This window comes from Micromonospora echinofusca, assembly GCF_900091445.1.
Classification (GTDB): domain Bacteria; phylum Actinomycetota; class Actinomycetes; order Mycobacteriales; family Micromonosporaceae; genus Micromonospora; species Micromonospora echinofusca.
The window spans coordinates 677,268-701,490 of the sequence record NZ_LT607733.1 but is presented as its reverse complement, the minus strand read 5'-3'; the positions used below and the strand labels follow the sequence as shown (position 1 = coordinate 701,490).

The 24,223-nt window shown below is 73.8% G+C and carries 16 protein-coding genes; 3 read left to right on the top strand and 13 right to left on the bottom strand.

The window, feature by feature from the left end:
- Nucleotides 1-81: 81 nt before the first annotated feature.
- The 3 genes from GA0070610_RS03280 to prmC are packed head-to-tail and all read right to left on the bottom strand — an operon-like array spanning nucleotide 82 to nucleotide 2,315.
- On the bottom strand, nucleotides 82-693 hold the full coding sequence (locus GA0070610_RS03280; RefSeq protein ID WP_088998653.1) for an arsenate reductase/protein-tyrosine-phosphatase family protein: 612 nt from the start codon (nucleotides 691-693) through the stop codon (nucleotides 82-84).
- The gene (locus tag GA0070610_RS03275) at nucleotides 694-1,338 is read right to left on the bottom strand and encodes an L-threonylcarbamoyladenylate synthase (RefSeq protein ID WP_089003235.1); all 645 of its coding nucleotides are present in this window, start codon (nucleotides 1,336-1,338) and stop codon (nucleotides 694-696) included.
- Nucleotides 1,338-2,315, bottom strand: a complete 978-nt coding sequence (gene prmC, locus GA0070610_RS03270) for a peptide chain release factor N(5)-glutamine methyltransferase (RefSeq protein WP_088998652.1) — start codon at nucleotides 2,313-2,315, stop codon at nucleotides 1,338-1,340. The genes GA0070610_RS03275 and prmC overlap by 1 nt, the downstream gene beginning before the upstream one ends.
- A gap of 42 nt (nucleotides 2,316-2,357) precedes the next feature.
- Between prmC and GA0070610_RS03265 the strand changes: the two genes are divergently transcribed.
- Nucleotides 2,358-3,908 (top strand): GGDEF domain-containing protein, encoded by a 1,551-nt coding sequence (locus GA0070610_RS03265; RefSeq protein ID WP_089003234.1) that lies wholly within the window; start codon nucleotides 2,358-2,360, stop codon nucleotides 3,906-3,908.
- A gap of 19 nt (nucleotides 3,909-3,927) precedes the next feature.
- Here the strand turns inward: GA0070610_RS03265 and prfA are convergent, their stop codons facing one another.
- From prfA to thrB, 5 genes are all read right to left on the bottom strand, one after another.
- Nucleotides 3,928-5,016, bottom strand: coding sequence for a peptide chain release factor 1 (prfA, locus tag GA0070610_RS03260; protein WP_088998651.1), 1,089 nt, complete (start codon nucleotides 5,014-5,016; stop codon nucleotides 3,928-3,930).
- A gap of 97 nt (nucleotides 5,017-5,113) precedes the next feature.
- Nucleotides 5,114-5,338: a 50S ribosomal protein L31 gene (rpmE, locus tag GA0070610_RS03255; protein ID WP_088998650.1), complete on the bottom strand. Its 225-nt coding sequence runs from the start codon at nucleotides 5,336-5,338 to the stop codon at nucleotides 5,114-5,116.
- 370 nt (nucleotides 5,339-5,708) lie between these two features.
- A complete protein-coding gene (locus tag GA0070610_RS03250) occupies nucleotides 5,709-9,206 on the bottom strand; it encodes a phosphodiester glycosidase family protein (protein WP_088998649.1) in 3,498 nt (1,165 codons plus the stop codon).
- Between the two features lie 660 nt (nucleotides 9,207-9,866).
- Nucleotides 9,867-11,990, bottom strand: a complete 2,124-nt coding sequence (rho, locus tag GA0070610_RS03245) for a transcription termination factor Rho (RefSeq protein ID WP_088998648.1) — start codon at nucleotides 11,988-11,990, stop codon at nucleotides 9,867-9,869.
- 297 nt (nucleotides 11,991-12,287) lie between these two features.
- Nucleotides 12,288-13,232, bottom strand: coding sequence for a homoserine kinase (gene thrB / locus GA0070610_RS03240; RefSeq protein WP_088998647.1), 945 nt, complete (start codon nucleotides 13,230-13,232; stop codon nucleotides 12,288-12,290).
- A 142-nt stretch (nucleotides 13,233-13,374) separates the two neighbouring features.
- Between thrB and GA0070610_RS03235 the strand changes: the two genes are divergently transcribed.
- Nucleotides 13,375-13,953 (top strand): hypothetical protein, encoded by a 579-nt coding sequence (locus GA0070610_RS03235; RefSeq protein WP_088998646.1) that lies wholly within the window; start codon nucleotides 13,375-13,377, stop codon nucleotides 13,951-13,953.
- Nucleotides 13,954-13,965: 12 nt separating this feature from the next.
- On the opposite strand, the gene GA0070610_RS03230 is transcribed toward GA0070610_RS03235, so the two are convergent.
- The 4 genes from GA0070610_RS03230 to GA0070610_RS03215 form a co-directional block, all read right to left on the bottom strand.
- Nucleotides 13,966-15,210, bottom strand: coding sequence for an MFS transporter (locus GA0070610_RS03230; RefSeq protein ID WP_089003233.1), 1,245 nt, complete (start codon nucleotides 15,208-15,210; stop codon nucleotides 13,966-13,968).
- Nucleotides 15,211-15,321: 111 nt separating this feature from the next.
- A complete protein-coding gene (locus GA0070610_RS03225) occupies nucleotides 15,322-18,624 on the bottom strand; it encodes an efflux RND transporter permease subunit (RefSeq protein WP_088998645.1) in 3,303 nt (1,100 codons plus the stop codon).
- Nucleotides 18,625-18,796: 172 nt separating this feature from the next.
- Complete coding sequence (gene thrC, locus GA0070610_RS03220; protein WP_088998644.1) at nucleotides 18,797-19,846, bottom strand: threonine synthase; 1,050 nt, start codon at nucleotides 19,844-19,846, stop codon at nucleotides 18,797-18,799.
- A gap of 250 nt (nucleotides 19,847-20,096) precedes the next feature.
- Nucleotides 20,097-21,410: a homoserine dehydrogenase gene (locus GA0070610_RS03215; protein ID WP_172896639.1), complete on the bottom strand. Its 1,314-nt coding sequence runs from the start codon at nucleotides 21,408-21,410 to the stop codon at nucleotides 20,097-20,099.
- A 107-nt stretch (nucleotides 21,411-21,517) separates the two neighbouring features.
- Here GA0070610_RS03215 and GA0070610_RS03210 point away from each other — a divergent pair, with 107 nt between their 5' ends.
- Entirely contained in the window at nucleotides 21,518-22,630 is a 1,113-nt protein-coding gene (locus GA0070610_RS03210) for an RNA-guided endonuclease InsQ/TnpB family protein (protein WP_088998642.1), read from the top strand.
- Between the two features lie 118 nt (nucleotides 22,631-22,748).
- On the opposite strand, the gene lysA is transcribed toward GA0070610_RS03210, so the two are convergent.
- Nucleotides 22,749-24,161, bottom strand: coding sequence for a diaminopimelate decarboxylase (gene lysA, locus GA0070610_RS03205; RefSeq protein ID WP_088998641.1), 1,413 nt, complete (start codon nucleotides 24,159-24,161; stop codon nucleotides 22,749-22,751).
- Nucleotides 24,162-24,223 lie beyond the last annotated feature (62 nt).

Here is a 24,223-nt window from a genome sequence, read left to right as displayed (position 1 = left end):
AGAATGACCCGAATGACCCTCTCGACCGCGCCTTTCCCCCAAACCCGCAGGAAACTCACGCGCGGGGGTACCTCGGGCGGGTTACGGCAGGAGCGCGGCCGCGAGGGGGTGGACGGTCTCCTCGATCTCGTCGGCGACCCGGCTGAAGCACTGGTCGCCGCGACCCCACGGATCGTCGAGATCGTCGGTGGGCAGCGCCGTGGCGCCCAGGCGGGCGGCGTGCGCGGCCGACACCAGGGCCACGCCCCGCGCGTACACCCCGTCGGGGGTCGCCTCGGCCGCCGGCAGCCCGGCGGCGTCCACCCCGGCGAGCAGCCGGCCGAACTCGCCCAGCACGAACGTGCGGGACGCGGCGTCGGGGCGCAGCGCCACCACGTAGTCCTGCTGGTCGGCGGTGGCCGTGAGGACGAGGTCGGCGGCGTCGATGTGGTCGGACCGCAGCTTGCGCGCGGCGAAGCCGGCGACGCTGCCGCCCCGGGCGGTCACCTGGCGCGACGCCGGCGGGTTCATCTCCTCGCCGGCGTGCCAGCCGCCGGTGCCGGCGCTGTGGCTGTGCAGCAGCTCGTCGGCGCGCTCCGGATCGACCTCGCGGCGGGCCAGCCGTTCCCGCACGGCGAGGGCCAGCAGCCGCTCGGCCATCGGCGACCGGCAGATGTTGCCCATGCACACGTGCAGCACGGTGAACGGAGGCACTCAGACCCCCTGGCCGGCGAGGATGTCGGGCACCACGTCGCGGAGCTTCTCGATCGGGACGGCGCCCTGCCGCAGCACCTGCGGCACCTCGCCGGTGAGGTCGACGATCGTGCTCGGCACCGGGTCCGGGCAGGGCCCGGCCTCCAGGTAGGCCCGCACCGAGTAGGCGAGCTGGTCGCGGGCCTCCTCGGCGGTGAGGGCCGCCGGCTGGCCGGTCTTGTTGGCCGAGGCGACCGCCATCGGGCCGGTCTCGCGCAGCACCTCCAGCGCCACCGGGTGCAGCGGCATCCGCACCGCCACCGTCCCCGAGGAGTCGCCGAGATCCCAGCGCAGGCTGGGCGAGTGCGCCACGATGATGGTCAACGCCCCCGGCCAGAACGCCTCGACGAGGTCCCGGGCCGCCTGGGGCAGCGAATAGACCAGGCCGTCGAGGGTGTGCCGGGAGCCGATCAGCACGGGCGGCGGCACCTGACGGCCGCCCTTGGCGTCCAGCAGGGCCTTGACCGCGTACGGGGTGAACGCGTCCGCGCCGATCCCGTAGACCGTGTCGGTCGGCAGGACGACCAGCTCGCCGTTCTTGACCGCCTCGATGGCAGCGGCGATGCCGCGGTCCCGGTCGGCGGGCGACCGGCAGTCGTAGAGCATCACGAGGAGTCAGTCTGCCACGTCGCCCCGGCGGCGGCGTGCTGGCCGTCCGCCCGGCGGGACGCGGTCGCGAAGCGGGGCCGCCCGGTCAGGTCCGGGTGGCCGGCGACCGCCTCGAACCGGCCGTCCGCCGCGAGCAGGTCGGGCACCGCCGTGCCGTGCGTGTCGTCGTGCTCCACGCCGAGCACCCCGCCCGGGCGCAGCAGCGCCGCCGCCCGGGCGATCACCGGACGGATCACCGCCAGGCCGTCCGCGCCGCCGAAGACCGCGCTCGCCGGGTCGTGCCGGCCCACCTCCGGGGGTACGGCGACGTCCGACGGCACGTACGGCGGGTTGCACAGCAGCACGTCGACCCGGCCCACCAGGTCGGCGAGCAGGTCGGCGGCGGTGACGTCCGCCGCCACCACCTCGATCGGCCGGTCCCCGGCGGCCGCCCGGGCCGCCGCGTTGCGCCGCAGCCAGGGCAGCGCCGCCGTCGACCGTTCCACCGCCACCACCCGGGCCGCCGGCAGCTCCTGGGCGACCGAGAGGGCGATCGCCCCCGAGCCGCTGCACAGGTCCACCACCAGCCCGGCGCCGAGGCGCCGGCCCTGCGCGATCCCCCACCCGGCGAGCAGCTCGGTCTCCGGCCGGGGCACGAAGACGCCCGGCCCGACGGCCAGCTCCAGGTGCCGGAAGCCGGCGCTGCCCGTGAGGTGCTGCAACGGCTCCCGCCCGGCCCGCCGCGCGACCAGCTCGTCGAACCGGTCGAGCTGGTCGGCGGTGAGGTCGTCGGCCAGCGCCAGGCGCCCCCGGGGCACCCCGAGCACGTACGCGGCCAGCTGCTCCGCCTCGGCCCGCGCCGAGGCGATCCCGGCGTCGGCGAGGGCGCGGGACGCCCGGGCCAACGCCACGGAAGGGCGCTGCCGTCTCGTCCCTTCGGACGGGTGTTGCGGCACGGTGGTCACGAGATAATCATGGGGCGTCGCGCTGGACATCACGAGCGGATGCGTCCGGACGCACACCGACAGGAGGTCGCGGTGGGTTGGCTCGACCGGGTCACCGACCAGGTTGACGCCCTGACGCGGGCGCGGACCCTCCAGGAGTCCAGCCGCTCCGCCGAGGCGTACGCGATCCTCGACCGGGTCATCACCACCACCACCGACCCGTACGCGCGGGCCGACGCCCTGGTGCAGCGCCTCTCCGCGGTGATCAACCTGGGGCGCACGGCGGAGTACACCCGGGCCGTCGAGGAGGCCTCCACCGCCGTCCGCGACCTCGCCGAGCCCTACCTGCTCGGGCACCTCAACGCGCTGGCCGCCCTCGCCGCGCACCACCAGGGCGCGCCGGACCGCTGCGTCACCCACCTCGTGAAGGCGGCGCGGGCGCTGGGCGCCGTGGCGGACCCCGACCGGGACACCGCGTGGGGCTGGCACGACCTGGCGATGGCCTACTCGTACCTCAGCTTCCACGGCTACGCCCTCGGCGCCATCGAACGGGCCCGGCAGCTCGGCGGCGCCGCCAAGATCCCCGAGGAGACCTTCGCCGCCCCCGGCATCCGGCTGCGCAACGCCGTGGCCCTCGACCACAACGGCGACAGCGACGGCTGCCTGCGGGTGCTGCGCGACGTCGCGGCCGACCTCGACCGGTTCCTGCGCAGCGGTCGGGCCGGGAAGCTGCGCCCGAGCAGCCTGGCCGCGTACGGCTACGCCGCCGCCCGGCGGGCGGCCCTCGGCGACCGGTTGGACGCCGACACGGATGCCGCCCCGGCCCGGCTGCTCGGCCACGGCGGCGACAGCGCCCGCGCCCGTGACATGCGCCAGCTCGGCCAGGTCTGCCTGGCCGTCGCCGAGGGGCGGCCGATCGAGGCCGTCACCCGGCTGGACACCGTCCAGGTCTCCACCGAGACGTTGGGCGCGGCCGAGCCGGCCCGGCTGCGCAGCATCGCCCTCGCCCGCGCCGGCGACCACGCCGGGGCGCACCGGGCCGACCGGCTGGCGTTCCGGCTGGCCGCCCAGCGCAACGACCGGCTCCGGGACGTCTACATCGACGGCATCGCCGCCCGCATCGACCACGAGGAGATGCGCCGCGAGGCGGCCCGCTTCGAGGGCGAGGCGTTGACCGACCCGCTGACCGGGCTGCCCAACCGGCGGCGGCTGGAGCGCTACATCGCCACCGTGGTCTCCCACGGCGACCGGGTGGTGATCGGCGTCTGCGACCTGGACGGCTTCAAGGCCGTCAACACCCGGCACGGGCACCACTCGGGCGACCTGGTGCTCCAGCGCATCGCCGGGGTGATCAACCGGGTGATGCGCCGGGGCGACTTCGTGGCCCGCTACGGCGGGGACGAGTTCGTGGTGGTGCTGCCCGGCGCCGGGATGGCCGAGGCGGCCGAGGTGGGCCGCCGCATCGACGCCGCGGTACGCACGGAGGACTGGGAGTCGCTGGTGCCCGGCACCCCGGTCGGCGTCAGCGTCGGCTTCGCCGAGGTGGGCGCCACCGGGCCGGGCCTGCGCGACGCCCTCGGCACCGCGTTCGAGGCGGCCGACCGCGCGATGCTGGCGGCGAAGGCCCGCCCCCGCGCCTCCTGACCGCGCGCCGGTGGCGTGGTCAGCGGCGGGTCAGCTCCGTGTCGCCGGCCAGGCGGGCGGCGCGGTCGGCCTCGGCCAGGGCGTCGAGCACCCCGTCCAGGTCGCCCGCGAGCGCCAGGTCCAGGTTGTACGCGGTGTAGCCGATCCGGTGGTCGGTGATCCGGTTCTGCGGGAAGTTGTACGTGCGGATGCGCTCGGAGCGGTCCACGGTGCGCACCTGCGCCTTGCGGGCGTCCGAGGCGGCCGCGTCGGCCTGCTCCTGGGCCGCCGCCAGCAGCCGGGCGCGCAGGATCCGCATCGCCTGCTCCCGGTTCTGCAACTGGGACTTCTCGTTCTGGCAGGAGACCACGATGCCGGTCGGGACGTGCGTGATCCGCACCGCCGAGTCGGTCGTGTTCACCGACTGCCCGCCCGGGCCGGAGGAGCGGAACACGTCGATGCGCAGGTCGTTCGGGTCGATGGTGACGTCGACGTCCTCGGCCTCCGGCAGCACCAGCACGCCGGCGGCGCTGGTGTGGATGCGGCCCTGCGACTCGGTGACGGGTACGCGCTGCACCCGGTGCACGCCGCCCTCCCACTTGAGCCGGGACCAGACGCCGTTGCCGCCCTCGGGCACGCCCTTGGTCTTGATCGCCAGCGAGACGTCCTTCACCCCGCCCAGGTCCGAGTCCTGGGCGTCGATCACCTCGGTGAGCCAGCCGCGCCGCTCGGCGTAGCGGGTGTACATGCGCAGCAGATCGCCGGCGAACAGGGCGGACTCCTCGCCGCCCTCGCCCGCCTTGATCTCGACGATCACGTCCTTGGCGTCGTGCGGGTCGCGTGGGATCAGCAACTCCGCTAGCCGCTCCTCCAGCCCCGGCAGGCTCGCCGCGATCGACTCCGCCTCGGCGGCGAAGGACGCGTCCTCGGCGACCAGCTCGCGGGCGGCGGCGAGGTCGGCGCGGGCCTGCTCCAGCTCACCGGCCGCCTTGTGCAGCGGCACCAGCTCGGCGTACCGGCGGCCGACCCGGCGGGCGGTGCCCTGGTCGGCGTGGATGGCCGGGTCCGCCAGCCGCTTCTCCAGCTCGGCGTACTCGTCGAGGAGGGCGGCCAGACGCTCGCTGCTCATGCGGGGGAGGCTCCTTCGACGACGAGGGCGGGACCAGGGGGAATACGGACGGCGCCCGCGTCCGGCACGAGACCGGACGCGGGCGCCGAACGAGGAGCTACTTGGCCTTCTTGGCCTGAACCTTGGCGTACTTCTGCTGGAACTTCGCCACCCGGCCCGCGGTGTCCAGGACGCGCTGCTTGCCGGTGTAGAACGGGTGGCAGGCGCTGCAGGTCTCGACGTGGATCGAGCCGCCCTTGGCGGTGCTGCGGGTGGTGAACGTGTTGCCGCAGGAGCAGCTGACCTCGGTGGTCACGTACTCCGGGTGGATGTTGGACTTCATCTCGCCTCGGTCCTCTCGTGGGTGGTCGCCGGGTCGCCGTCGGTGTCCGTCGCGGCGTGCGACGGGCTCGGGCGTGAACCGGAACCGGTGGCCGATTGACCAGTGTGCCATGGGCGGACGCCGGCCCGGCAATCGGGCCGCACGGCTGGTCCGGCATCGACAACGCCCGCCGCACCTCCCGCATTCCCGCAGCGTGGCCGGGCATTCACCCCGGCACGGCCGCCGTCCGGGCGTGCCCCGCACGGGGCACGGCGCGGGAGGCGACGGGACCACCGACGTCCGGCCGTCGCCCGACCGGCCGGCCCGCGCGCTCCCGGGAGTGCGGAGGGCCCCTCCGGACGGCTGCCGCCGGAAGGGCCCTCCGCACCTGTCAGGCGGCCGGGGCCTGGGCGGCGGCCGTCAGGGTGATCGTGGCCTCGGCGTGCGCGCCGTTGACCGCGACGGCCAGCTTGACCTGGGCGCCGGGGCGCAGGGCCGTGAGCTTGCCGGTGGCCGGATCGAAGCGGGCCACGTGCCAGGGCTTCAGCCCGAGGATCGAGCCGACGTGCACGTTCGGCGAGGCGGACCAGTCCGCGCTCACCGGCGCCGCCACCGGCACCGTACGCCCGCCGGGCTGGGTCACCGCGGCGGTGACCGTCGCCGGGGCGCCGACCGCGACGCTGGCCGGGGCGGTCAGCGCCAGCGCGTCCACGTGCGCGTGGGTCTCGGCGGCGACCCAGCGCGGGCCCTCGACGAGCGGGTTGCGCCGCGCCCGGTCGGCCTCGGCCGGGCTCACCGGGTCCACCCCGAACTCGGTCCAGCCGGTGAAGCCGCCCTGGTCGGCCGGGGTGGAGGGGTTCTTGCCCGCGTTGCCGTTGATCAGGTACGGCACCCCGTCGACCCGGTCGGCGTGGAAGGTGCCGACGTGCCCGCCGACGAACGCGGCCCCCTTGCCGGTGCGGTGCTGGAAGTCGGCCAGCCACTGCTCCAGCAGCGCCGCCTCCTTGCGGTCGCCGAGCTGGCTGGCCTTGGCCGGGCTCGGGTCGCGCGGCGGGTGGTGGTGCAGCACGACCACCGAGCCGACGGCCGGGTCGCCGGCCGCCGAGTCGAGCGCCTCGCGCAGCATCCGCACCTGGTCGAAGCCGCCGCCGCGCAGGGAGCCGGTCGACGAGTTCAGCGTGACGAACCGGGTGCCCTTGTGGTCGAAGGTGCGCTCGGTGTCGCCGAAGGCCGCCCGGAAGTTGGCGATCGGGGCGCCCATGATCTCGTGGTTGCCGGGCACGTAGTAGTAGGGCACCTCGCCGCCGAGCTCCTCGTCCAGCAGCCGCTTGGCCAGCGCGAAGTCCGCCGGGTAGGCGGTGTCCACGAAGTCGCCGTTGATGACCAGGAAGTCCGGCTTCGCGGCCTTGACCTCGCGCAGCGTACGGCGGGCCTGGGCGACCAGGTCGCTGTCCGGGTTCGCCGCGACGAACTGCGCGTCGGACAGGACGGCGAAGCGCCAGGGCGCACCATCCACAGTGCCGTCGCGCAGCACCACCCGGTCGGTACGCGGCTTCTCGGCCGGCACGTCGACCGTCGGCGGCACCTTCGCCACCAGGTCGTCGATGACCACCTCGCTGCGGTACTGCGCGGCGGCGTTGGTCTCCGCCACGTAGAACCGGCGGACCCGCACCGGGTACTGCACCCCGGCGGGGACGGCGAACTCGACGTACTTCCAGCCCGTCCAGGTGATCAGTGGGCCGCGCAGCACGTGCTGGGTGTCCTGCGCGTCGTGCAGGTGCAGGCTGGGCCACTCCCCCGTGCCGTTGCCGTGGATCCACATGCCGAACGCCTGCGGCTGACCGGGCACCGTGATCCAGGCCGGCGGGTCCGCGTACGCGGCCCGGGTGCCGGTGGACTGGCTGAAGTCGTACGTCATCTTCAGGCCCGTGCCGGTGCGGCCCGGCGCGGGCGCGACGGCACCGCTGGCCCGGGCCTGGCTGAACTTCCAGGCCGCCGCGTCGTCGAAGCCGGCCACCGGCACGTCGGTGAGCCCGACGGTGACCGGCAGGACGGTGCTGCTGCGGCCGACGTGGACGGTGACCAGCGCCGAGCCGGTGTCCCGCAGGGCGGTCACGGCGAGATTGCCGTCGGCGGTCGGGGCGATCTTCAGCAGGTCCCTGTCGTAGTCGAGCTTCAGGTCGGCCGGCTCGATCGGGGCGGTGTTGCCCTCGGCGTCGTAGCCGACGACGCCGAACAGCGCGCTGCCCTCGACACCGGTCAGGCCGACCCGCTCCACGGTGGAGTCGATCCGGGCCAGCGGCCCGAGCACGGTGAGGTCGAGGGTGCCCCGGGCCGCGCCCCGCGAGGCGGTGACCGTGGTCTTCCCGGGCAACCCGGCCCGGAACCGGCCCTTGCTGTCGACGATGCCGTGCACCGCCGGGTTGGCCCGCCACGTCGGCGCGCCGGCCGCCGGGCCGTACGTCTCGTCGTGCCCGGCGGCGGTGAGCCGCCGGGTCAGGCCGGGGAAGACGCGGTCGGGTCGGCCGCCGCGCACCGGCGCTACGCCCGGGGCGGTCGTCGGGTCGCTGGCGGTCTCCAGCCAGTACCCGGTGAGCCGGCCGCTGCCCTTGGGCGCGTAGATGGCCAGACCGTTGGGCACGGCACGCTCGCTGCCGTCGGACGGGCTGTTCTCCACCTGCACGGCCGCCGCGCCCGGCTCCCGGGCGAGCAGCGTGGACGAGCCGCCGCCGTCGAGGTTGAGCGCGTGGTGCGCGCCGAGTTCGGCCATCATGCGGCCCATCTCGGTCTGGGTGACGCCGCGGCTGTCGACCTGCCGGCCGTCCACGGTCAACATGATCATGCGTCGGCCGTCGGCGGAGAAGCCGACGGAGGTACGCGGGGCCAGCGACGTGTCGGCGATGCTCTGCACCACCCCGTCGCGGACCAGCACGCTGCCGCCGCCGACCGCCGCGTGCAGGTTGCTGCCGTCGGCCGGCTTGGGCCGGTAGGCGACCGTCACCGCGTCGCCGGGGCGCAGCCCCGCGAGGGCGTCCGCACCCGCGTCGCGGCCGAGCAGCACGGTGGCGCCCGCCGGGATCGCCCCGCTGCCGGCCGTACCGGCGACGGTGACGACGCGGCCGTCGACCACCGTGACCTCCGTCACGCGGGCGGCGCCGGAAACCGCACGTTCCCGGGTGTACGACCCCCAGAGCGCCGTGAACACGCCGATGCCGTTCGCCTGGATCATGTTGTTGAACTGGGTCAACGTCACCGGACCGGTGGGCAGCGTCGCGGTGCCGTCGAAGTTCACCTCGATGACCCGGCCGAGCCCCTCGGTGGTGATCGCGACGGCGTTGCGGTGCCCGCTGACCGCCGACTGGACCAGCTGCCCGTTCCGGATCCCGACGCCCTGGGCGGCACCGGAGTTGTTGATGTCGAAGAAGTCGCCGTTGACCGCGGCGACCGCCCGGGCCGCGTCGACGGCGCCCCGCAGCGGCTCGGCCCGGCTGACCGCGCCGGAGTTGACGTAGTCCACGGTGAGGCCGCCGGTCAGGTCGGCCGTCAGCGCGTCCGCGCGCAGCCAGCCGTCGGCGTCGTACCGGTCGAAGGAGGTCAGGGCGAGGCCCGGGGCGACCGGGCGGGTGGTCTTCGCTGTCTCCAGCCCGCCGGCCGGCTCCACACCGGTCGGTGCGGCGGCGGCCGACGTGCTCGCGGCGGGATCGCCCGCGAGCGTCACGGAGTCCGCGGAGTACGAGGAGGCACGCGGTGCGTCCTCGGCCGCGGTGACGGAGGGATCGGTGGCCGGAGCGGGCGCACCGGCGTTCGCCGGCACGGTGCCGGCCAGGGTGAGCAGCGGCGTCAGCAGCAGGACGCCTGCGAGCCGGGCGGATCGTCTGCGGGTACGCATGGGCGACAGTCAACCGGACGGTGAATAGAAGTTTCAATACCTGCCAGCCAAAGCGAAGGAAAACTCCGCCCGCCGGGTTGCCACCGCCCTGAGCCGCACCGCGCCCGCGGCCGCACCGCGACACGGCGGCACGGCGGAGGCGGCGCCGTGCCACGGAACCGCACTGCGGCGCGGGGGCCGCAGGAGCGGGCGCGCGGCCTGCACCGTGTCGCACAGCCGCCGCGCCCACCCCTCCACCTTGAATCACGCAGCGTAAGATCTCCGCCCCTCTCCCACCTCCAACTCCGCCCCTTTGCTCTGCATCCACATAGGCACCAGGCACGCACGGTAAGCGGTGCGCCTATGGATGCAGAGCAAAGGGGGCGTGGAGAGTGGCAGGGCGGCTTCGGCTCTTTCGGCGAATCGCCTGGTCAACGGGCGTCAGCAGCGACAGCCCAATCGTTGGGACTCGCCACGCGACCACAATCAATCACGCAGAGTGATGCTGGATTCGCCGCAGGCCTTGGTCACCGACAGCAACTCGGGCGATCGGCGATGTCGATGACCCGTGGCGGGCGCCGTCGGCGGCTCCGCTGCCAGAGATGACGAGACCAGGCCCGGAACGCGAGCAGGGCACGGCCGGATGGCCGTGCCCTGCTCGCTCGTCTCACCCGGGTAGGGTCACTCCCCCGGCGTCGACTTCGCGATCTGCATCAGGAACTCGATGTTGGTGCGGGTCTGCTTGAGCTTGTCGAGCAGCAGGTCCAGCGCCGCCTGCGAGTCCAGCGAGTGCAGGACCTTCCGGAGCTTGTGGATGATGGCCAGCTCCTCCGGCGCGAGCAGGATCTCCTCCTTACGCGTGCCGGACGGGTGGATGTCGATGGCCGGGAAGATGCGCTTGTCGGCGATCTTCCGGTCCAGCTTCAGCTCCGCGTTGCCGGTGCCCTTGAACTCCTCGAAGATGACCGTGTCCGCCATGGACCCGGTCTCCACCAGCGCGGTGGCGAGGATGGTCAGCGAGCCGCCGTTCTCGATGTTGCGGGCCGCACCCAGGAAGCGCTTCGGCGGGTAGAGCGCCGTGGAGTCGATACCACCCGACATGATCCGGCCGCTGGCCGGCGCCGCCAGGTTGTACGACCGACCGAGGCGGGTCACCGAGTCGAGCAGCACGACCACGTCGTGGCCCAGCTCGACCAGGCGCTTCGCCCGCTCGATCGCCAGCTCGGCCACGGTGGTGTGGTCCTGCGGCGGGCGGTCGAACGTCGCCGCGATGACCTCACCCTTCACCGACCGCTGCATGTCGGTGACCTCTTCGGGCCGCTCGTCCACCAGCACCACCATCAGGTGGCACTCCGGGTTGTTGTGCGTGATCGCGTTCGCGATGGCCTGGAGCACCATCGTCTTGCCCGCCTTCGGCGGCGACACGATCAGCGCACGCTGGCCCTTGCCGAGCGGCATGACCAGGTCGATGACCCGGGTGGTGAGGATGTGCGGCTCGGTCTCCAACCGCAGTCGCTCCTGCGGGTAGAGCGGGGTGAGCTTGTAGAACTCCGGCCGGCGCTTGGCCTCGTCGGGCTCCATCCCGTTGATGGTGTCCAGCCGCACCAGCGGGTTGTACTTGTCCCGCCGCTGCTCGCCGTCGCGCGAGGCGCGCACCGCACCGGTGATGGCGTCACCGCGCCGCAGGCCGTACTTCTTGATCTGCGACATGGAGACGTAGACGTCGTTCGGGCCCGCCAGGTAGCCGGTGGTCCGCACGAAGGCGTAGTTGTCGAGCACGTCGATGATGCCGGCCACCGGGACGAGCACGTCGTCCTCGCCTACCTGCGGCTCGCGCCCGCCGTCACGCCCGCCGTCACGGCCGCCGTCGCCGCCCTCGGCACGCTCGCCGCGGCCACGGCGACGGTCCCGGAACCGGCTGCGCCGGCCACGCCGGCCGCCGCCCTCGTCGTCGTCGCCGTCGCTGTCGCGCTCGACCCGCTGGCCCCGGTCGCCGCGCTCGTTACGGTCCCGGTCGCCCCGCTCGGCACGCTCGCCACGGTCGTTGCGGTCGCCCCGCTCGGCACGCTCGCCACGGTCGTTGCGGTCGCCCCGCTCGGCACGCTCGCCACGCTCGGCACGCTCAGCGCCCCGCTCGGTACGGTCGCCGCGCTCGGCACGGTCGCCGCGCTCGGCACGGTCAGCGCCCCGCTCGCTGCGGTCGCCGCGCTCGGCACGGTCAGCGCCCCGCTCGGTACGGTCGCCACGCTCGGCGCGGTCACGGCCACGGCCCTCGGCACGCTCGCCGGCCTCGGCCTCGTCCGTACGCGTCTCGGCCGGACGGGACTCCGCGGGCCGCTCCGCCGTGGGACGCGTCTCCGTCGGGCGGGCCTCCGCGGCCCGCGCCTCGGAGGTGGCGGCCCGGCTGCGCCGGGTCCGGCCACGCGGCTCGGCCTCGACCGCCGCCGGCTCGGCCGGAGCCTGCTCCGCGGCGCGCCGCTCGGCCGCCGGCCGCTCGGTGCTCTCGCGGACCTCGGCGGGGGCCTCTTCCCGGGTGGGAGCGGCAGCGGCCGCGGCCTCGGCCCGCGGTCGAGGGGTCCCGGCGGCGCCGCCGCCCTGCCGCTCGGAGATCGCGCTGATCAGCTCGCCCTTGCGCATGCGGGCCGTGCCCGAGATGCCGAGCGACGCGGCCAGGCTCTGCAGCTCCGGCAGCAGCATCGCCGACAGGCCGGTGCCGCTACGCCGACGACGGGCGGGGGCGGCGGCGGTGGTGGCATCGCCAGCGACGTTGGAAACATCCGACGTCACGTCGGTGGTGTCGCTCAATGGATTCCTTCCCTCGATAGGCCGGGACTGCCCGGGGTCGAAAAGCAAGGTGGCCGGGCGGCCTCGGTGCACCCGCCTCGCAAGGACGCGTCGCGGGAGTCTGTAACACAGCAGCCGGTCGGTTTCCCGACTCACCAAACGTCGGTGAGCAGGTCTCGCCGTCTGCGGCGACCTGTGAAGACTGCGGTGCGGCGTGGGCCTAGGCAGGGGTGACGGGCTGACCGCCGAAAGCTTCGGGGGTGCGCCGACCCGCAGGGAGATCGCATGCTTCGCGGCTGTGCTAAGTCTAGAGCGTAATCAACTCTTCCGACCTGCGGCAACAGGGTCCCGCTCTGCGTGTCCCAGTCTACCCCGGGCAACCTGTGCTCCGCGCCCGTCTGGATCCAACCGCCAGACCTGCCAACCTGTTCCCGCCTCGAAGCCCTCGGGCGGGTCGCTCAGGGCCAGCACGGTGGGGCCCGCACCGCTGACCACAGCGGCCACACCGGCCTCACGCAGCGCTTTCACCAGGGTGGCGGTGCCCGGCATGCCCGGCGCGCGGTAGTCCTGGTGCAGCCGGTCGACCGTGGCCGGCAGCAGCAGAGCGGGGTCGGCGGTCAGCGCGTGCACCAGCAGCGCGGCCCGGCCGGCGTTGAGCGCCGCGTCGACGTGGGGCACGGTGGCCGGCAGCGCGGCCCGCGCTGCCGCCGTCAGGCCGCGCTCCGCCGGCACGAAGACCATCGGTCGTACGCCGTCGGCGACCGGCAGCGACACCGCGCGGGCGCCGGACGGCTCCGTCCAGGCCAGGGTGAAGCCGCCGAGCAGGCACGGCGCCACGTTGTCCGGATGGCCCTCGATCTGCGCGGCGAGGCGCAGTGCGGCGCTGTCGTCGAGGCGCGCCTCCCCGTCGGTGACCAGCGCACGGGCCAGCAGTACGCCGGCGACGATCGCCGCGGACGAGGAGCCCAGCCCACGGGCCTGCGGGATGCGGTTGACGCACTCCACCGACAGCCCGGGCGGCTGCCCGCCGAGCACGTCGAAGGCCGCACGCATGGCGCGGACGACCAGGTGCCGGTCGTCGGTCGGCAGCTCCCCGGTGCCCTGCCCGGCCACGGCCACCGTGACGCCCTGCGCCGTCACCTCGGCGGCCACGTCGTCGTGCAGCGCCAGGGCGAGCCCCAGGGCGTCGAACCCCGGCCCCAGGTTGGCGCTGGTGGCGGGGACCCGGACCCGGACCGGGCCGGAGGTGAAGTTCGTCGGCACGGGCTCATGGTAGGGCTGCACACCGACGACGCGAATCTCCGCCCGCCGGCTGGGACGGGCCGGACGGCTGGCTGCTCCGGCGGCCGGTGGCGGCACTGTGCTTCCGTTAGCCTGGCCCGACCGACGGCGGATGGAGGCAGGGATGCGCGAACTCGGGTACGTGGCGACGGTGGCCGCCTTCCAGACGCCCACGGCGCTGGTACTGCTGGTCGGCCTCGTACTGGCTGCGACGGCCGGGCGGCGGCTGCCCCGAAAGCCCCGGCTGCTGGCGATGTCCGGGCTCACCGTGCTGCTGGTCAACGCGGTGCTCAGCGTGGCCTGGACCCTGCTGCTGCCCCGCGCGTTCGACTTCGACTGGGGGCGCTCGAACTTCCAGCTGATGAACATGGCCTACGGCGGGCTGCAGTCCCTGACGTACCCGATCGGGACGGGTCTGCTGATCGCGGCGGTGCTGGCCGGGCGGCGGGCGCGCGGCGCGGAGGCCGGCCCGTTCGGCGACGGCGGGCGGATGCCGGCCGGCCAGCCGGTGCCGGGCGCTCAGCCGGTGCCGCCGGCGGGCGCTCAGCCGGTGCCGCCGGCCGGCCAGCCGGTGCCGGGCGCTCAGCCAGTGCCGCCGGCGGGCGCGGGGTGGGACGCGGCGGGCGGCGCCGACGTGCCGGCGCAGTGGGACGGGCGGTCCCGGCCCGACGCGCCGACAGGCACCGCGCCGGACCGACCCTGACCGCCGGGCGGGTCAGCGGGCGGGGGTCGGGGCCGGCTGCCCGGCCGGGTCCGTGAGCGAGAGCCGGCGGGTGGCGATCCGCCAGCCGATCGCGTAGACCACCGTGACCAGGCCGCAGGTGGCCAGCACCACCCGCTCGTCCACGGTGTCCACCACGGCGGCGACCGCGAGCTGGCTCACCGAGACGGCGAGGGTCGCGAGCATCATGTCGGTGGCGAAGACGCGGCCCCGCAGCCGGTCCGGCACCTCGCCCTGGAGGGCGAAGTTCGACATCACCCAGTTGCTGCCGCCCGCGAAGTGGGCGACGAAGACCAGGGCCAGCACCAGCGGGAACCAGCGGGCGACCGAGGTGCCGAGGTAGGCCAGGCCGTAGAGGGACATGGACAGCGCGAGCCCGGGCAGCAGCCAGGCCCGGTTGGTCAGCACCCGGCGCATCAGGATCGGCCCGACGAGCGCGCCCGCCCCGCGGACCGCGAAGAGCAGCCCGGTGCCGACAGGGCCTACGCCGTACACCGCCGCGAGCAGCGGAAACACCGTCAGCACGCCGTTGCCGAGGCCGACCGCCGACTTCACGGTGACCAGCGCCAGGACCCTCGGCCGGTGCCCGATGTAGCCCAGCGCCTCCCGGATCGCGGGCCAGGTCCGCTGCACCGGCAGCGCCGCGTCGCGGGGCGCCTGCAACGGCCGGCGGATCAGCGTGGCCAGGCCCGCGGCGACCACCAGGCCCACGGCCGCCACCCAGAAGCAGGCGTACGGGCCGACGGCGGCGCTGAGCACGCCACCGAGGGACGCGCCGACGACGGTCATCGTGCCCCAGGCCGACCCCGCGACGGCGTTGCCGGCGGCCAGCTCGTCGGGGTCGAGCACGTTGGGCAGGGCCGCCTGGGCCGCCGGCGAGTAGAAGGCCTTGGCGACCGCCACCACCCCGATCCCGGCCATCGCCAGCCAGGCCGTTCCGGCGCTGCGTACCCCGAGCAGCAGCAGCACGCCGAGCAGTGCCGCGACGTTCGAAATGATCATGATCTTGCGTCGGTCGAAGCGGTCCGCGATCGTGCCCGTGTACGGCAGCAGCAGCGCCACGATCCCGGTGTCGACGGCGAGCACCAGCGCGCCCCACACGCCGCTGCCCGTCAGGTCCGGCAGCATCACCAGCAGCGGCACCATGACGAACCAGTCGGCGCCGAAGACCACCAGCTCGGCGAGGAACAGATTGCGGAAGTTGCGGTTGTGGGTGAGGACCGAGACGGTGGACGGCACGTCCGGGACCCTACCGGGCGGCGACCGGCGGGCCGGGCGTACGGCGGGTACCTGACCGAACGCGAACACCCCCGGCGGGTGGGACCCGTCGGGGGCGTTCGCGGACCGCCGTTACTCGGCCGGCGGCAGCGGGGACGTGCGGCTCTTCGGCAGCCGCAGCACCTCGAACTGGTCGGTGCCGTCCACCAGCGCGCCCGACGGCGCCGGCCGGGACGCCGGGGCGTCGGCGGCCTCGGCGTCGGCGCTGGACGCCGGGCCCGCGGCGGGCACCGGGACCGGCTCGGCGGCGGGCGTCCCGCCGTCGTCGCCAGCCGGGTCCGCACCCGCCGGGGTGGCCGGCACCGCACCACCGGAGCGGCGGGCCCGCCGGGCCCGGAACGACTCCTTGGTGTTCTCCGCCATCGCGTAGAGCGTCGGCACCAGGATCAGGGTGAGCAGCGTCGAGCTGAGCAGACCACCGATCACCACGATGGCCAGCGGCTTGGAGATGAAGCCGCCCTCCCCGGTGAGGCCGAACGCCATCGGCAGCAGCGCGAAGATGGTGGCGACCGCGGTCATCAGGATCGGCCGCAGCCGGCGCCGGCCGCCCTCGACCACCGCCTCCTGGACGCCCATGCCCTGGGCCCGGTACTGGTTGACCAGGTCCAGCAACACGATCGCGTTCGTCACCACGATGCCGACCAGCATGAGCACGCCGATCAGCGCCGGCACGCCCAGCGGGGTGCCGGTGGCGAGCAGCAGGCCGATCGCGCCGGTCGCCGCGAACGGGATGGAGATCAACAGGATCAGCGCCTGGACCAGGCTGCGGAACGTCGCCACCATGATCAGGAAGACGATCGCGATGGCCGCGAGCACCGCCAGGCCCAGGTCCGCGAAAGCTTCCTCCTGGTCGGCGCTGACTCCGCCGATCTCGAAGCTCGCCCCCGGCACCTTGATGCCGTCCAGCTTCTTCTGCAACTCCTGCGTGATGGCCCCGAGGTTCGAGCCGGTGGCCGTACCGGTGACGGAGACGCTGCGCTCGCCGTCGATCCGGCTCACCTGCTGCGGGCCCTCGGTCTGGGTGACGTCGGCGATGTCGTCGAGCTTCACCGGCCCGACCGGCATCGCGCGCAGCTCCTCCACCGTGGTCGGCGGCTTGCCCGCGAACCGCAGCACCACGTCGCGCTGCCCGTCGTCGAGCGTGACCTGCCCCAGGGGCGAGCCCCGGAACGCCTGGGCCACCACCTGGCCGACGGCGGCCTCGGTGAGCCCGACCCGACCGGCGGCGACCCGGTCGACGGTGACGTCGACGCGCGGCACCCGCGTGGCGAGGCTGGTGGAGACGTCCTCGACGCCCGCCAGCCCGGCCATCGCCGACCGGACCTCCTCGGCGGCCCGGGTCAGCGCCTCCGGGTCGGCGCCCTGGACGACCACCTCGATCTGGTTGGCCGCCGCCCCGCCCTGACCGGCGCCGAAGCTGACCTCACCGATGCCCGGGCCCAGCGCGTCGAACTCCCGGCGCAGCTTCTCCCGCATCTGCTGGGCGTCGGTGCCGTCGCCGAGCGCCAGCGACCAGTTGGCGACGTTGTTGCCGCCGCCGCCGAACGGGTTGTCCCCGCCGCCCGCCGTGACCTGGTACGTCTGGACGTCCTCGGTGCGCTCCAGCACCGCCTCGATCTGCTTGGCCGCCGCGTCGGTGCCGACCAGGCCGGTGCCCGCCGGCAGTTCCTGGGTGATGCTCAGGGTGTCCTGGCCGGAGTCGTCGATGAAGTTGGTTTCCAGCTGCCGGGACAGGCCGAAGGTGCCGAAGAGCACGAGCATGCCGAGCCCGAGCGTGATCCACCGGGTGGCCCGCTTACGGGTCGCGAACCCGATCACCGGCAGGTACGCCCGCTGCAACGGGCTGCGCAGCTCCTTCTCCTCCGCCGCCCGGCGCAGCGCGGCGTCGTCCGCCGTGCCGGTCGGCGGCTTCAGGAACCAGTACGCGAGCACCGGGATGACGGTCAGCGAGACCAGCAGCGAGGCGAGCAGGGCCACCGTGACGGTGATCGCGAACGGCGCGAAGAGCTGCCCGACGAAGCCACCCACCAGCGCGATCGGCGCGAAGACGGCCACCGTGGTGAGGGTGGACGCGGTCACCGCCCCGGCCACCTCGCGGACGGCGGCGAGGATCGCCTCCCGCTTCGGCTCGCCGTACTCCAGGTGTCTCTTGATGTTCTCGAGCACGACGATCGAGTCGTCGACCACCCGGCCGACCGCGATGGTGAGCGCGCCGAGGGTGAGCAGGTTGAGCGAGTAGTCGCCGATCCAGAGGGCGAGCAGCGCGACCACCACCGAGAGCGGGATGGAGACCGCGGTGACCATCGTGGAGCGGACCGACAGCAGGAAGACCAGGATGACCACGACGGCCATGACCAGGCCCAGCAGGCCCTCGGTGGTCAGGGTCTCGATCGACTTCTCGACGAACGGCGCCTGGTCGAAGACGACGGTCAGCTCGGCGCCGGAGGCCCCCCGCAGGTCGGCGAGGCGGTCACGGATCTCGTGGGAGATCTCCACCGCGTTGCCGTCCGGGGCCGCGGTGATCGCGATGCCCAGGCTGTCCTTGCCGTTCGTGCGGGTGATCGCGGTGGCCGGGGCGAGCTGCTGCTCGACGGTGGCCACGTCGCCGAGGCGGACCGGGGCCGCCCGGCCCGCCGCCGGCGCGACGACGACGCCCCGCAGGTCGTCCAGCGTCGCCAGCCGGGTGCCGACCTGCACGGGGAGGGCACGGGTGCCGTCGGTCACCGCGCCGGCCGGCACCGTCACGCCGTTGGTCTTCAGCGCCGCGCCGAGGGCGGTGGGCTGGAGCTTCGCGGCCGCCATCTTGGCCGGGTCCGGGGTGACCACCACGACGTCGTCGCGGGCACCGGTCAGCTCGACCGTCCGTACCCCCTCGATCGCCTCCAGCTCCGGCACGACCGTGCCCCGCAGCTTCTCCGCGAGGACGCGCTGGTCGTCACCGCCGGAGGCGGCGAGCACCACCGCGGGCAGGTCGTCGGTGCTGCCGGCGATGACCTGCGGGTCGACCCCCTCCGGCAACTGCGCGTCGATCCGGTTGAGCGCGGTCTGCATCTTGTTGACGACGTCGTCCAGGTCGGTGCCGAACTCGTACTGGACCTGGACGGTCGCCGATCCCTCGCGGGAGGTCGAGGTGACCTGGTCCAGCCCGGGGATGCCCTGGAGGCTGTTCTCGATCGGCTCGGTGACCTGCGACTCGACCACCTCGGGCCCGGCGCCGGGATAGACCGCCACGATGAACGCGGCCGGGAACTCCAACGACGGCAGGAGCTGCTGCTTCAGTGACGGTACGGCGAACGCCCCGAACAGCGTGGTCACCACCGCGATGAGGGCGATCAGCCCCCGGTTGGCGAGGCTGAATCTGGCGAGCAGCGACATCGGCGTGACTCACTCCTGGAAAAGGCGATTGGCGGGGTACGGATTCTCCCCCACCCCGCGCGGGCGGCCCCGCTCGCCCCTGCCCCCGTCCGATGCACAGGACTCGCTTCCGCCGCGCGGCGTCCCTCCCCGCCACCGTCGGCCCGGCCGACCTCGGCGCGGCCCCCGGGGCTCAGGCCAGGTCGAGACAACGGGCGGCGGCCAGGGGGTCGTTTGCGATGGTGGTCGGCACGGGAGCGGTGGAGATGGCCCACTCCGGGTCCTTCAGGCCGTGGCCGGTGACCGTGCAGACCACCGTCGAGCCGGCCGGGACCCGACCGGCGGCGGCCTGCTGGAGCAGGCCGGCCACGCTGGCCGCGCTGCCCAGCTCGACGAAGACCCCGACCTCGCGGGCCAGCAGCCGGTACGCGGCCAGGATCTCCCGGTCGGTGACGGCGGCGATCACGCCCCCCGAGGCGTCGCGGGCGTCGACCGCCCTGGTCCAGCTCGCCGGGTTGCCGATCCGGATAGCGGTGGCGATCGTGGACGGCTCGCGGACCACCTGCCCGCTGACGATCGGGGCGGCGCCGGCCGCCTGGAAGCCGTACATCTTCGGGGTGCGGGTGGCGTTGCCGTCCCGCAGCTCCTCGCAGTAGCCCATCCAGTAGGCGGAGACGTTGCCCGCGTTGCCGACCGGCAGGCAGTGGATGTCGGGCGCCTCGCCCAGCGCGTCGACGATCTCGAACGCGGCCGTCTTCTGGCCGTGCAGCCGGTCGATGTTGACCGAGTTGACCAGGGCCACCGGGTAGTCCTGGGCGAGCTTGGCGGCCAGCGAAAGGCAGTCGTCGAAGTTGCCGGTGACCTGGAGCAGCTTCGCCCCGTGCACGAGCGCCTGGGCCAGCTTGCCTAGCGCGATCTTGCCCTGCGGCACGAGCACCGCGCAGGTCAGGCCGGCGCGGGCCGCGTACGCCGCGGCGGAGGCGCTGGTGTTGCCGGTGGAGGCGCAGATGATCGCCTTGTTGCCCGCTTCCACGGCCTTCGAGACCGCGAGCGTCATGCCCCGGTCCTTGAACGAGCCGGTCGGGTTGGCCCCCTCCACCTTCAGGTGCACGTCGCAACCGAGCCGGGCGGAGAGCACCGGAGCGGGCAGCAGCGGGGTGTTCCCCTCGTGCAGGGTCACGACCGGGGTGGCGTCGGTGACCGGCAGCCGGTCCCGGTACGCGTCGATCAGACCCCGCCACATGTCGTTCTCCCTCGCCTCGTACCGCCCCGCCGCGCGGGGTGCCCCTTGAGCCTGGACCAGCATCGCCCGGTCGCCGCCGCCGCACCCGCAGTTAACCACCAGGCGAGACGCGTGGGCGCCCGCCCCGCCGGGGCGTCGGGCGGCACCGTCACCGGCCGCCCGGGCCGCGACCCGGAGCCACCGGACGGGTCAGCCCGGGAGCCGGAGGCACCGGCCGGTCAGCCCGCGAGCCCACCCACCGGCCGGTCGGTCAGAGCCCGCCCTCGACCCGCAGCACGCTCGCCACCGACCGGACGATGTCCAGCCCGCGCAGCTCCCCCACGGTGGCGGCGAGCGCCGCGTCCGGGGCCACGTGGGTGACGATGACCAGGTCGGCGTCCTCGCCCCGGCCGGCCGCGCCGCCGCCCGCCGGGCCCTGCCGCACGGTGGCGATCGACACGTCGTGCCGGGCGAACACCCCGGCCACCGCCTCCAGCACACCCGGCCGGTCGGCCACGTCGAGGCTGATGTGGTAGCGGGTCAGCGCCTCCCCCATCGGCCGTACGGGCAGGTCGGCGTACGCGCTCTCGCTGGGCGAGCGCACCCCGGCGAGCCGGTTGCGGGAGACCGCCACCACGTCGCCCAGCACCGCGCTGGCCGTCGGCGCGCCGCCCGCGCCCCGGCCGTAGAACATCAGCGGCCCGGCCGCCTCGGCCTCCACGAAGACGGCGTTGAACGCGTCGCCGACGCTGGCCAGCGGGTGGCCCAGCGGGATCATCGCCGGGTGCACCCGCACGCTGACCGCCTCCCGGCCGGCGGCGTCGGCGCCCCGGGCGGCGATGCAGAGCAGCTTGATCGTGCACCCCATCGCCTTGGCGCTGGCCACGTCGGCCGCCGTGACCTCGGTGATGCCCTCCCGGTGCACGTCGGCCGCGCCGACCCGGGTGTGGAACGCCAGCGAGGCGAGGATGGCCGCCTTCGCCGCCGCGTCGAAGCCCTCCACGTCGGCGGTCGGGTCGGCCTCGGCGTAGCCCAGCTCGGTGGCCTCCTCCAGCGCCTCCGCGAAGCCGGCGCCGGTGGCGTCCATGGCGGAGAGGATGAAGTTGGTGGTGCCGTTGACGATGCCGGTGACCCGGTTGATCCGGTCGCCGTGCAGCGACTCGCGCAGCGGGCGCAGCAGCGGGATCGCGCCCGCCACGGACGCCTCGTAGTAGAGGTCGCCGCCGCCCTCGGCCGCCGCGTCGTGCAGGGCGGCGCCGTCCTCGGCGAGCAGCGCCTTGTTGGCCGTGACCACGCTCTTGCCGGCCCGCAGCGCCTCGACCAGCCAGCCCCGCGCCGGCTCGATGCCGCCGACGACCTCGACGACCACGTCCACGTCGTCGCGCTTGATCAGGCCGAGCGCGTCGGTGGTGAACAGGGTCGGGTCGACCGGCAGGTCACCCCGGTCGCGGCCGAGACGGCGTACGGCGATGCCGGCGATCTCCAGCGGGGCGCCGATCCGGGCGGCGAGGTCGGCGGCCTGCCCGTGCAGCAGCCGGACCACCTCGCTACCGACCGTGCCGCAGCCGAGCAGTGCCAGGCGCACAGGTGACGTCATCGGTGTCGCGGCGTGGATACCCCGGCCTCCAGGCAGGGGAGGTAACGCCGCTCCCTCCCCTCGGTGAGTGTTCTCAAACCGGTAAGATATGAGGCGTGGGTGAGGTAGTGAAGCGGGCGTACAAGTACCGCTTTTATCCATCCCCTGAGCAGACCGAACAGTTGAACCGGACGTTCGGATGCGTGCGTCTGGTCTACAACCGGGCGTTGGCAGCGCGCACTCGGGCATGGGCCAACGACCGGCAGCGCACCAGCTACGTGCAGTCCTCGGCGTGGTTGACGGAATGGAAACGCACCGACGACCTGGCGTTCCTCAACGAGGTGTCGTCGGTGCCGTTGCAGCAGACGCTGCGACATCTGCAAAGTGCTTTCGCCGCCTTCTGGGACAAGCGCGCCCGATACCCCCGATTCAAGTCCAAGCGCAAATCGCGCGCGTCGGCGGAGTACACCCGGTCGGCGTTTCGCTGGCGCGACGGTCAGCTCACCTTGGCGAAAATGCACGCGCCGCTGGCTGTCGTGTGGTCCCGGCCCCTGCCCGAAGGCGCGAATCCGTCCACGGTGACGGTGTCCCGAGACACGGCCGGTCGCTGGTTCGTGTCCCTGCTGGTGGAAGACCCGACCGTCGTCCCGCTGCCGCCCTCGTCCAGCGTGGTTGGTGTGGACGCCGGCCTCACCAGCCTGGTGACCCTTTCCACCGGAGATAAGGTCACCAACCCGCGTCACGAGCGCGTCGAGCGGCGGAAGCTGGCCATAGCACAGCGGGACCTGTCCCGTAAGGAGAAGGGGTCCGCGAACCGGGCCAAGGCCCGCGTCAAGGTGGCCCGTATCCATGCCCGCATCGCCGACCGGCGACGCGATCATCTGCACAAGCTGAGCACTCGACTCATCCGCGAGAACCAAACGGTCATGATCGAGGATCTCAGCGTACGCAACATTCTTCGCAACCATCGGCTGGCCCGGGCCATCTCCGATGCGGCCTGGTCGGAACTGCGCAACATGCTGGAGTACAAGGCAGCCTGGTACGGCCGCACCGTGATCGCCGTCGACCGGTTCTACCCGTCGTCGAAGACCTGCTCGGCGTGCGGACGCATCAACACCAAACTCACCCTCGGCGTCCGCGTCTGGACGTGCCCCAGCTGCGGCACCACGTACGACCGGGACGTCAACGCCGCCAACAACATTCTCGCCGCAGGGCTTGCGGAGAGGTAAAACGCCTGTCGAGCTGACGTAACACCTCACGGGATTCTCCCTACGGGCAGTCGGCGACGAAGCAGGAACACCTTCGGGTGACCGAAGGAGTCCCCGCCCATCAGGGCGGCGGACGATGTCAACCCACATCCAAGGCGAGCAGGTCCTCTTCGGTCTCCCGCCGGACGATCAGGCGCGCCTGGCCGTCGCGCACGGCGACGACCGGGGGGCGGGGCACGTGGTTGTAGTTGCTGGCCATGCTCCGGCAGTAGGCACCGGTGCCGGGCACCGCGACAAGATCTCCGGGCTGCACGTCGGCGGGCAGGAATTCATCCTTCACCACGATGTCCCCGGACTCACAATGCTTTCCCACCACGCGGGCGAGCATCGGCTCGGCGGCCGACGCCCGGGACGCCAGCGTCGCCGAGTAGGACGCGTCGTAGAGGGCCGTCCGGATGTTGTCGCTCATCCCGCCGTCGACGCTCACATAGGCACGACGCCCGTCCGCTCCGTCACCACCAGTGCCTACCGGCACGGACTTGACCGTGCCGACCTCGTAGAGGGTGAACACGGCGGGTCCCACGATCGCCCGGCCCGGCTCGACCGACAGGTGCGGCACCGCCAGCCGCTCCGCGGCGCACTCCGACTCGACGATGCGACGCAGCCGCTTCGCCAGGTCCTGCGGTGCGGCCGGGTCGTCCTGGGTCGTGTACGCGATGCCGAAGCCGCCGCCGAGGTCCAGCTCGGGCAGCTCCACCCCACGCGCGTCGCGGATCTGCGCCTGGAGGCCGAGCACCCGGCGGGCGGAGACCTCGAAGCCGCTGGCGTCGAAGATCTGCGAGCCGATGTGCGAGTGCAGGCCGCGCAGCTCCAGCACGCCGTCGTCGAGCACCCGGAAGGCCGCCTCGGCCGCCGCCCCGCCCGCGAGGGAGAAGCCGAACTTCTGGTCCTCGTGGGCGGTGGCGATGAACTCGTGGGTGTGCGCCTCGACACCGACCGTGACCCGGATCATCACCCGGGGGCGGACGCCCCGCTCGCGGGCCAGCGCGGTGAGCCGGTCGATCTCGTCGAACGAGTCGAGGATGATGCGGCCGACCCCGGCGTCGAGCGCGCGGGTCAGTTCGCGTACCGACTTGTTGTTGCCGTGGAAGCCGATCCGCTCGGGCGGCATCCCGGCCGACAGCGCGGTGGCCAGCTCGCCCCCCGTACAGACGTCGAGGTGCAGGCCCTCCTCGGCGATCATCCGGACCACCGCGCGGCAGAGGAACGCCTTGCCGGCGTAGTAGACGTCGAGGCCGTCGAAGGCGGTGCGGAAGTCCCGGGCGCGCGAGCGCAGGTCGTCCTCGTCGAGGACGTACACCGGGGTGCCGAACTCGGCCGCGATGTCGCGCACGCCGAGCCCGGCCACCGCGAGCACGCCGTCGCCGCCGCGCGCGACGTTGCGCGGCCACAGCTGCGGCACGAGGGCGTTGACGTCGGCCGGGGCACGCAGCCACGCCGGCCCCCGGCTGCCGATGTCACCGTGCAGCGCACCGGCCTCGTGAGCACGCATCTCAGCTGTCTCCGCTTCGCGACTGCGGGGCTCGCAAGCTCACTCGTCGCGCTCGCACGGCG

Bases quoted from the DNA above. Each gene is read 5' to 3' on its own strand.
- GA0070610_RS03250 (WP_088998649.1), bottom strand. From the start codon at position 9,206: ATGCGTACCCGCAGACGATCCGCCCGGCTCGCAGGCGTCCTGCTGCTG.
- lysA (WP_088998641.1), bottom strand. From the start codon at position 24,161: ATGCGTGCTCACGAGGCCGGTGCGCTGCACGGTGACATCGGCAGCCGG.
- rpmE (WP_088998650.1), bottom strand. From the start codon at position 5,338: ATGAAGTCCAACATCCACCCGGAGTACGTGACCACCGAGGTCAGCTGC.
- prfA (WP_088998651.1), bottom strand. From the start codon at position 5,016: ATGAGCAGCGAGCGTCTGGCCGCCCTCCTCGACGAGTACGCCGAGCTG.
- GA0070610_RS03235 (WP_088998646.1), top strand. From the start codon at position 13,375: ATGCGCGAACTCGGGTACGTGGCGACGGTGGCCGCCTTCCAGACGCCC.
- GA0070610_RS03225 (WP_088998645.1), bottom strand. From the start codon at position 18,624: ATGTCGCTGCTCGCCAGATTCAGCCTCGCCAACCGGGGGCTGATCGCC.
- thrC (WP_088998644.1), bottom strand. From the start codon at position 19,846: ATGTGGCGGGGTCTGATCGACGCGTACCGGGACCGGCTGCCGGTCACC.
- GA0070610_RS03275 (WP_089003235.1), bottom strand. From the start codon at position 1,338: ATGCTCTACGACTGCCGGTCGCCCGCCGACCGGGACCGCGGCATCGCC.
- prmC (WP_088998652.1), bottom strand. From the start codon at position 2,315: ATGTCCAGCGCGACGCCCCATGATTATCTCGTGACCACCGTGCCGCAA.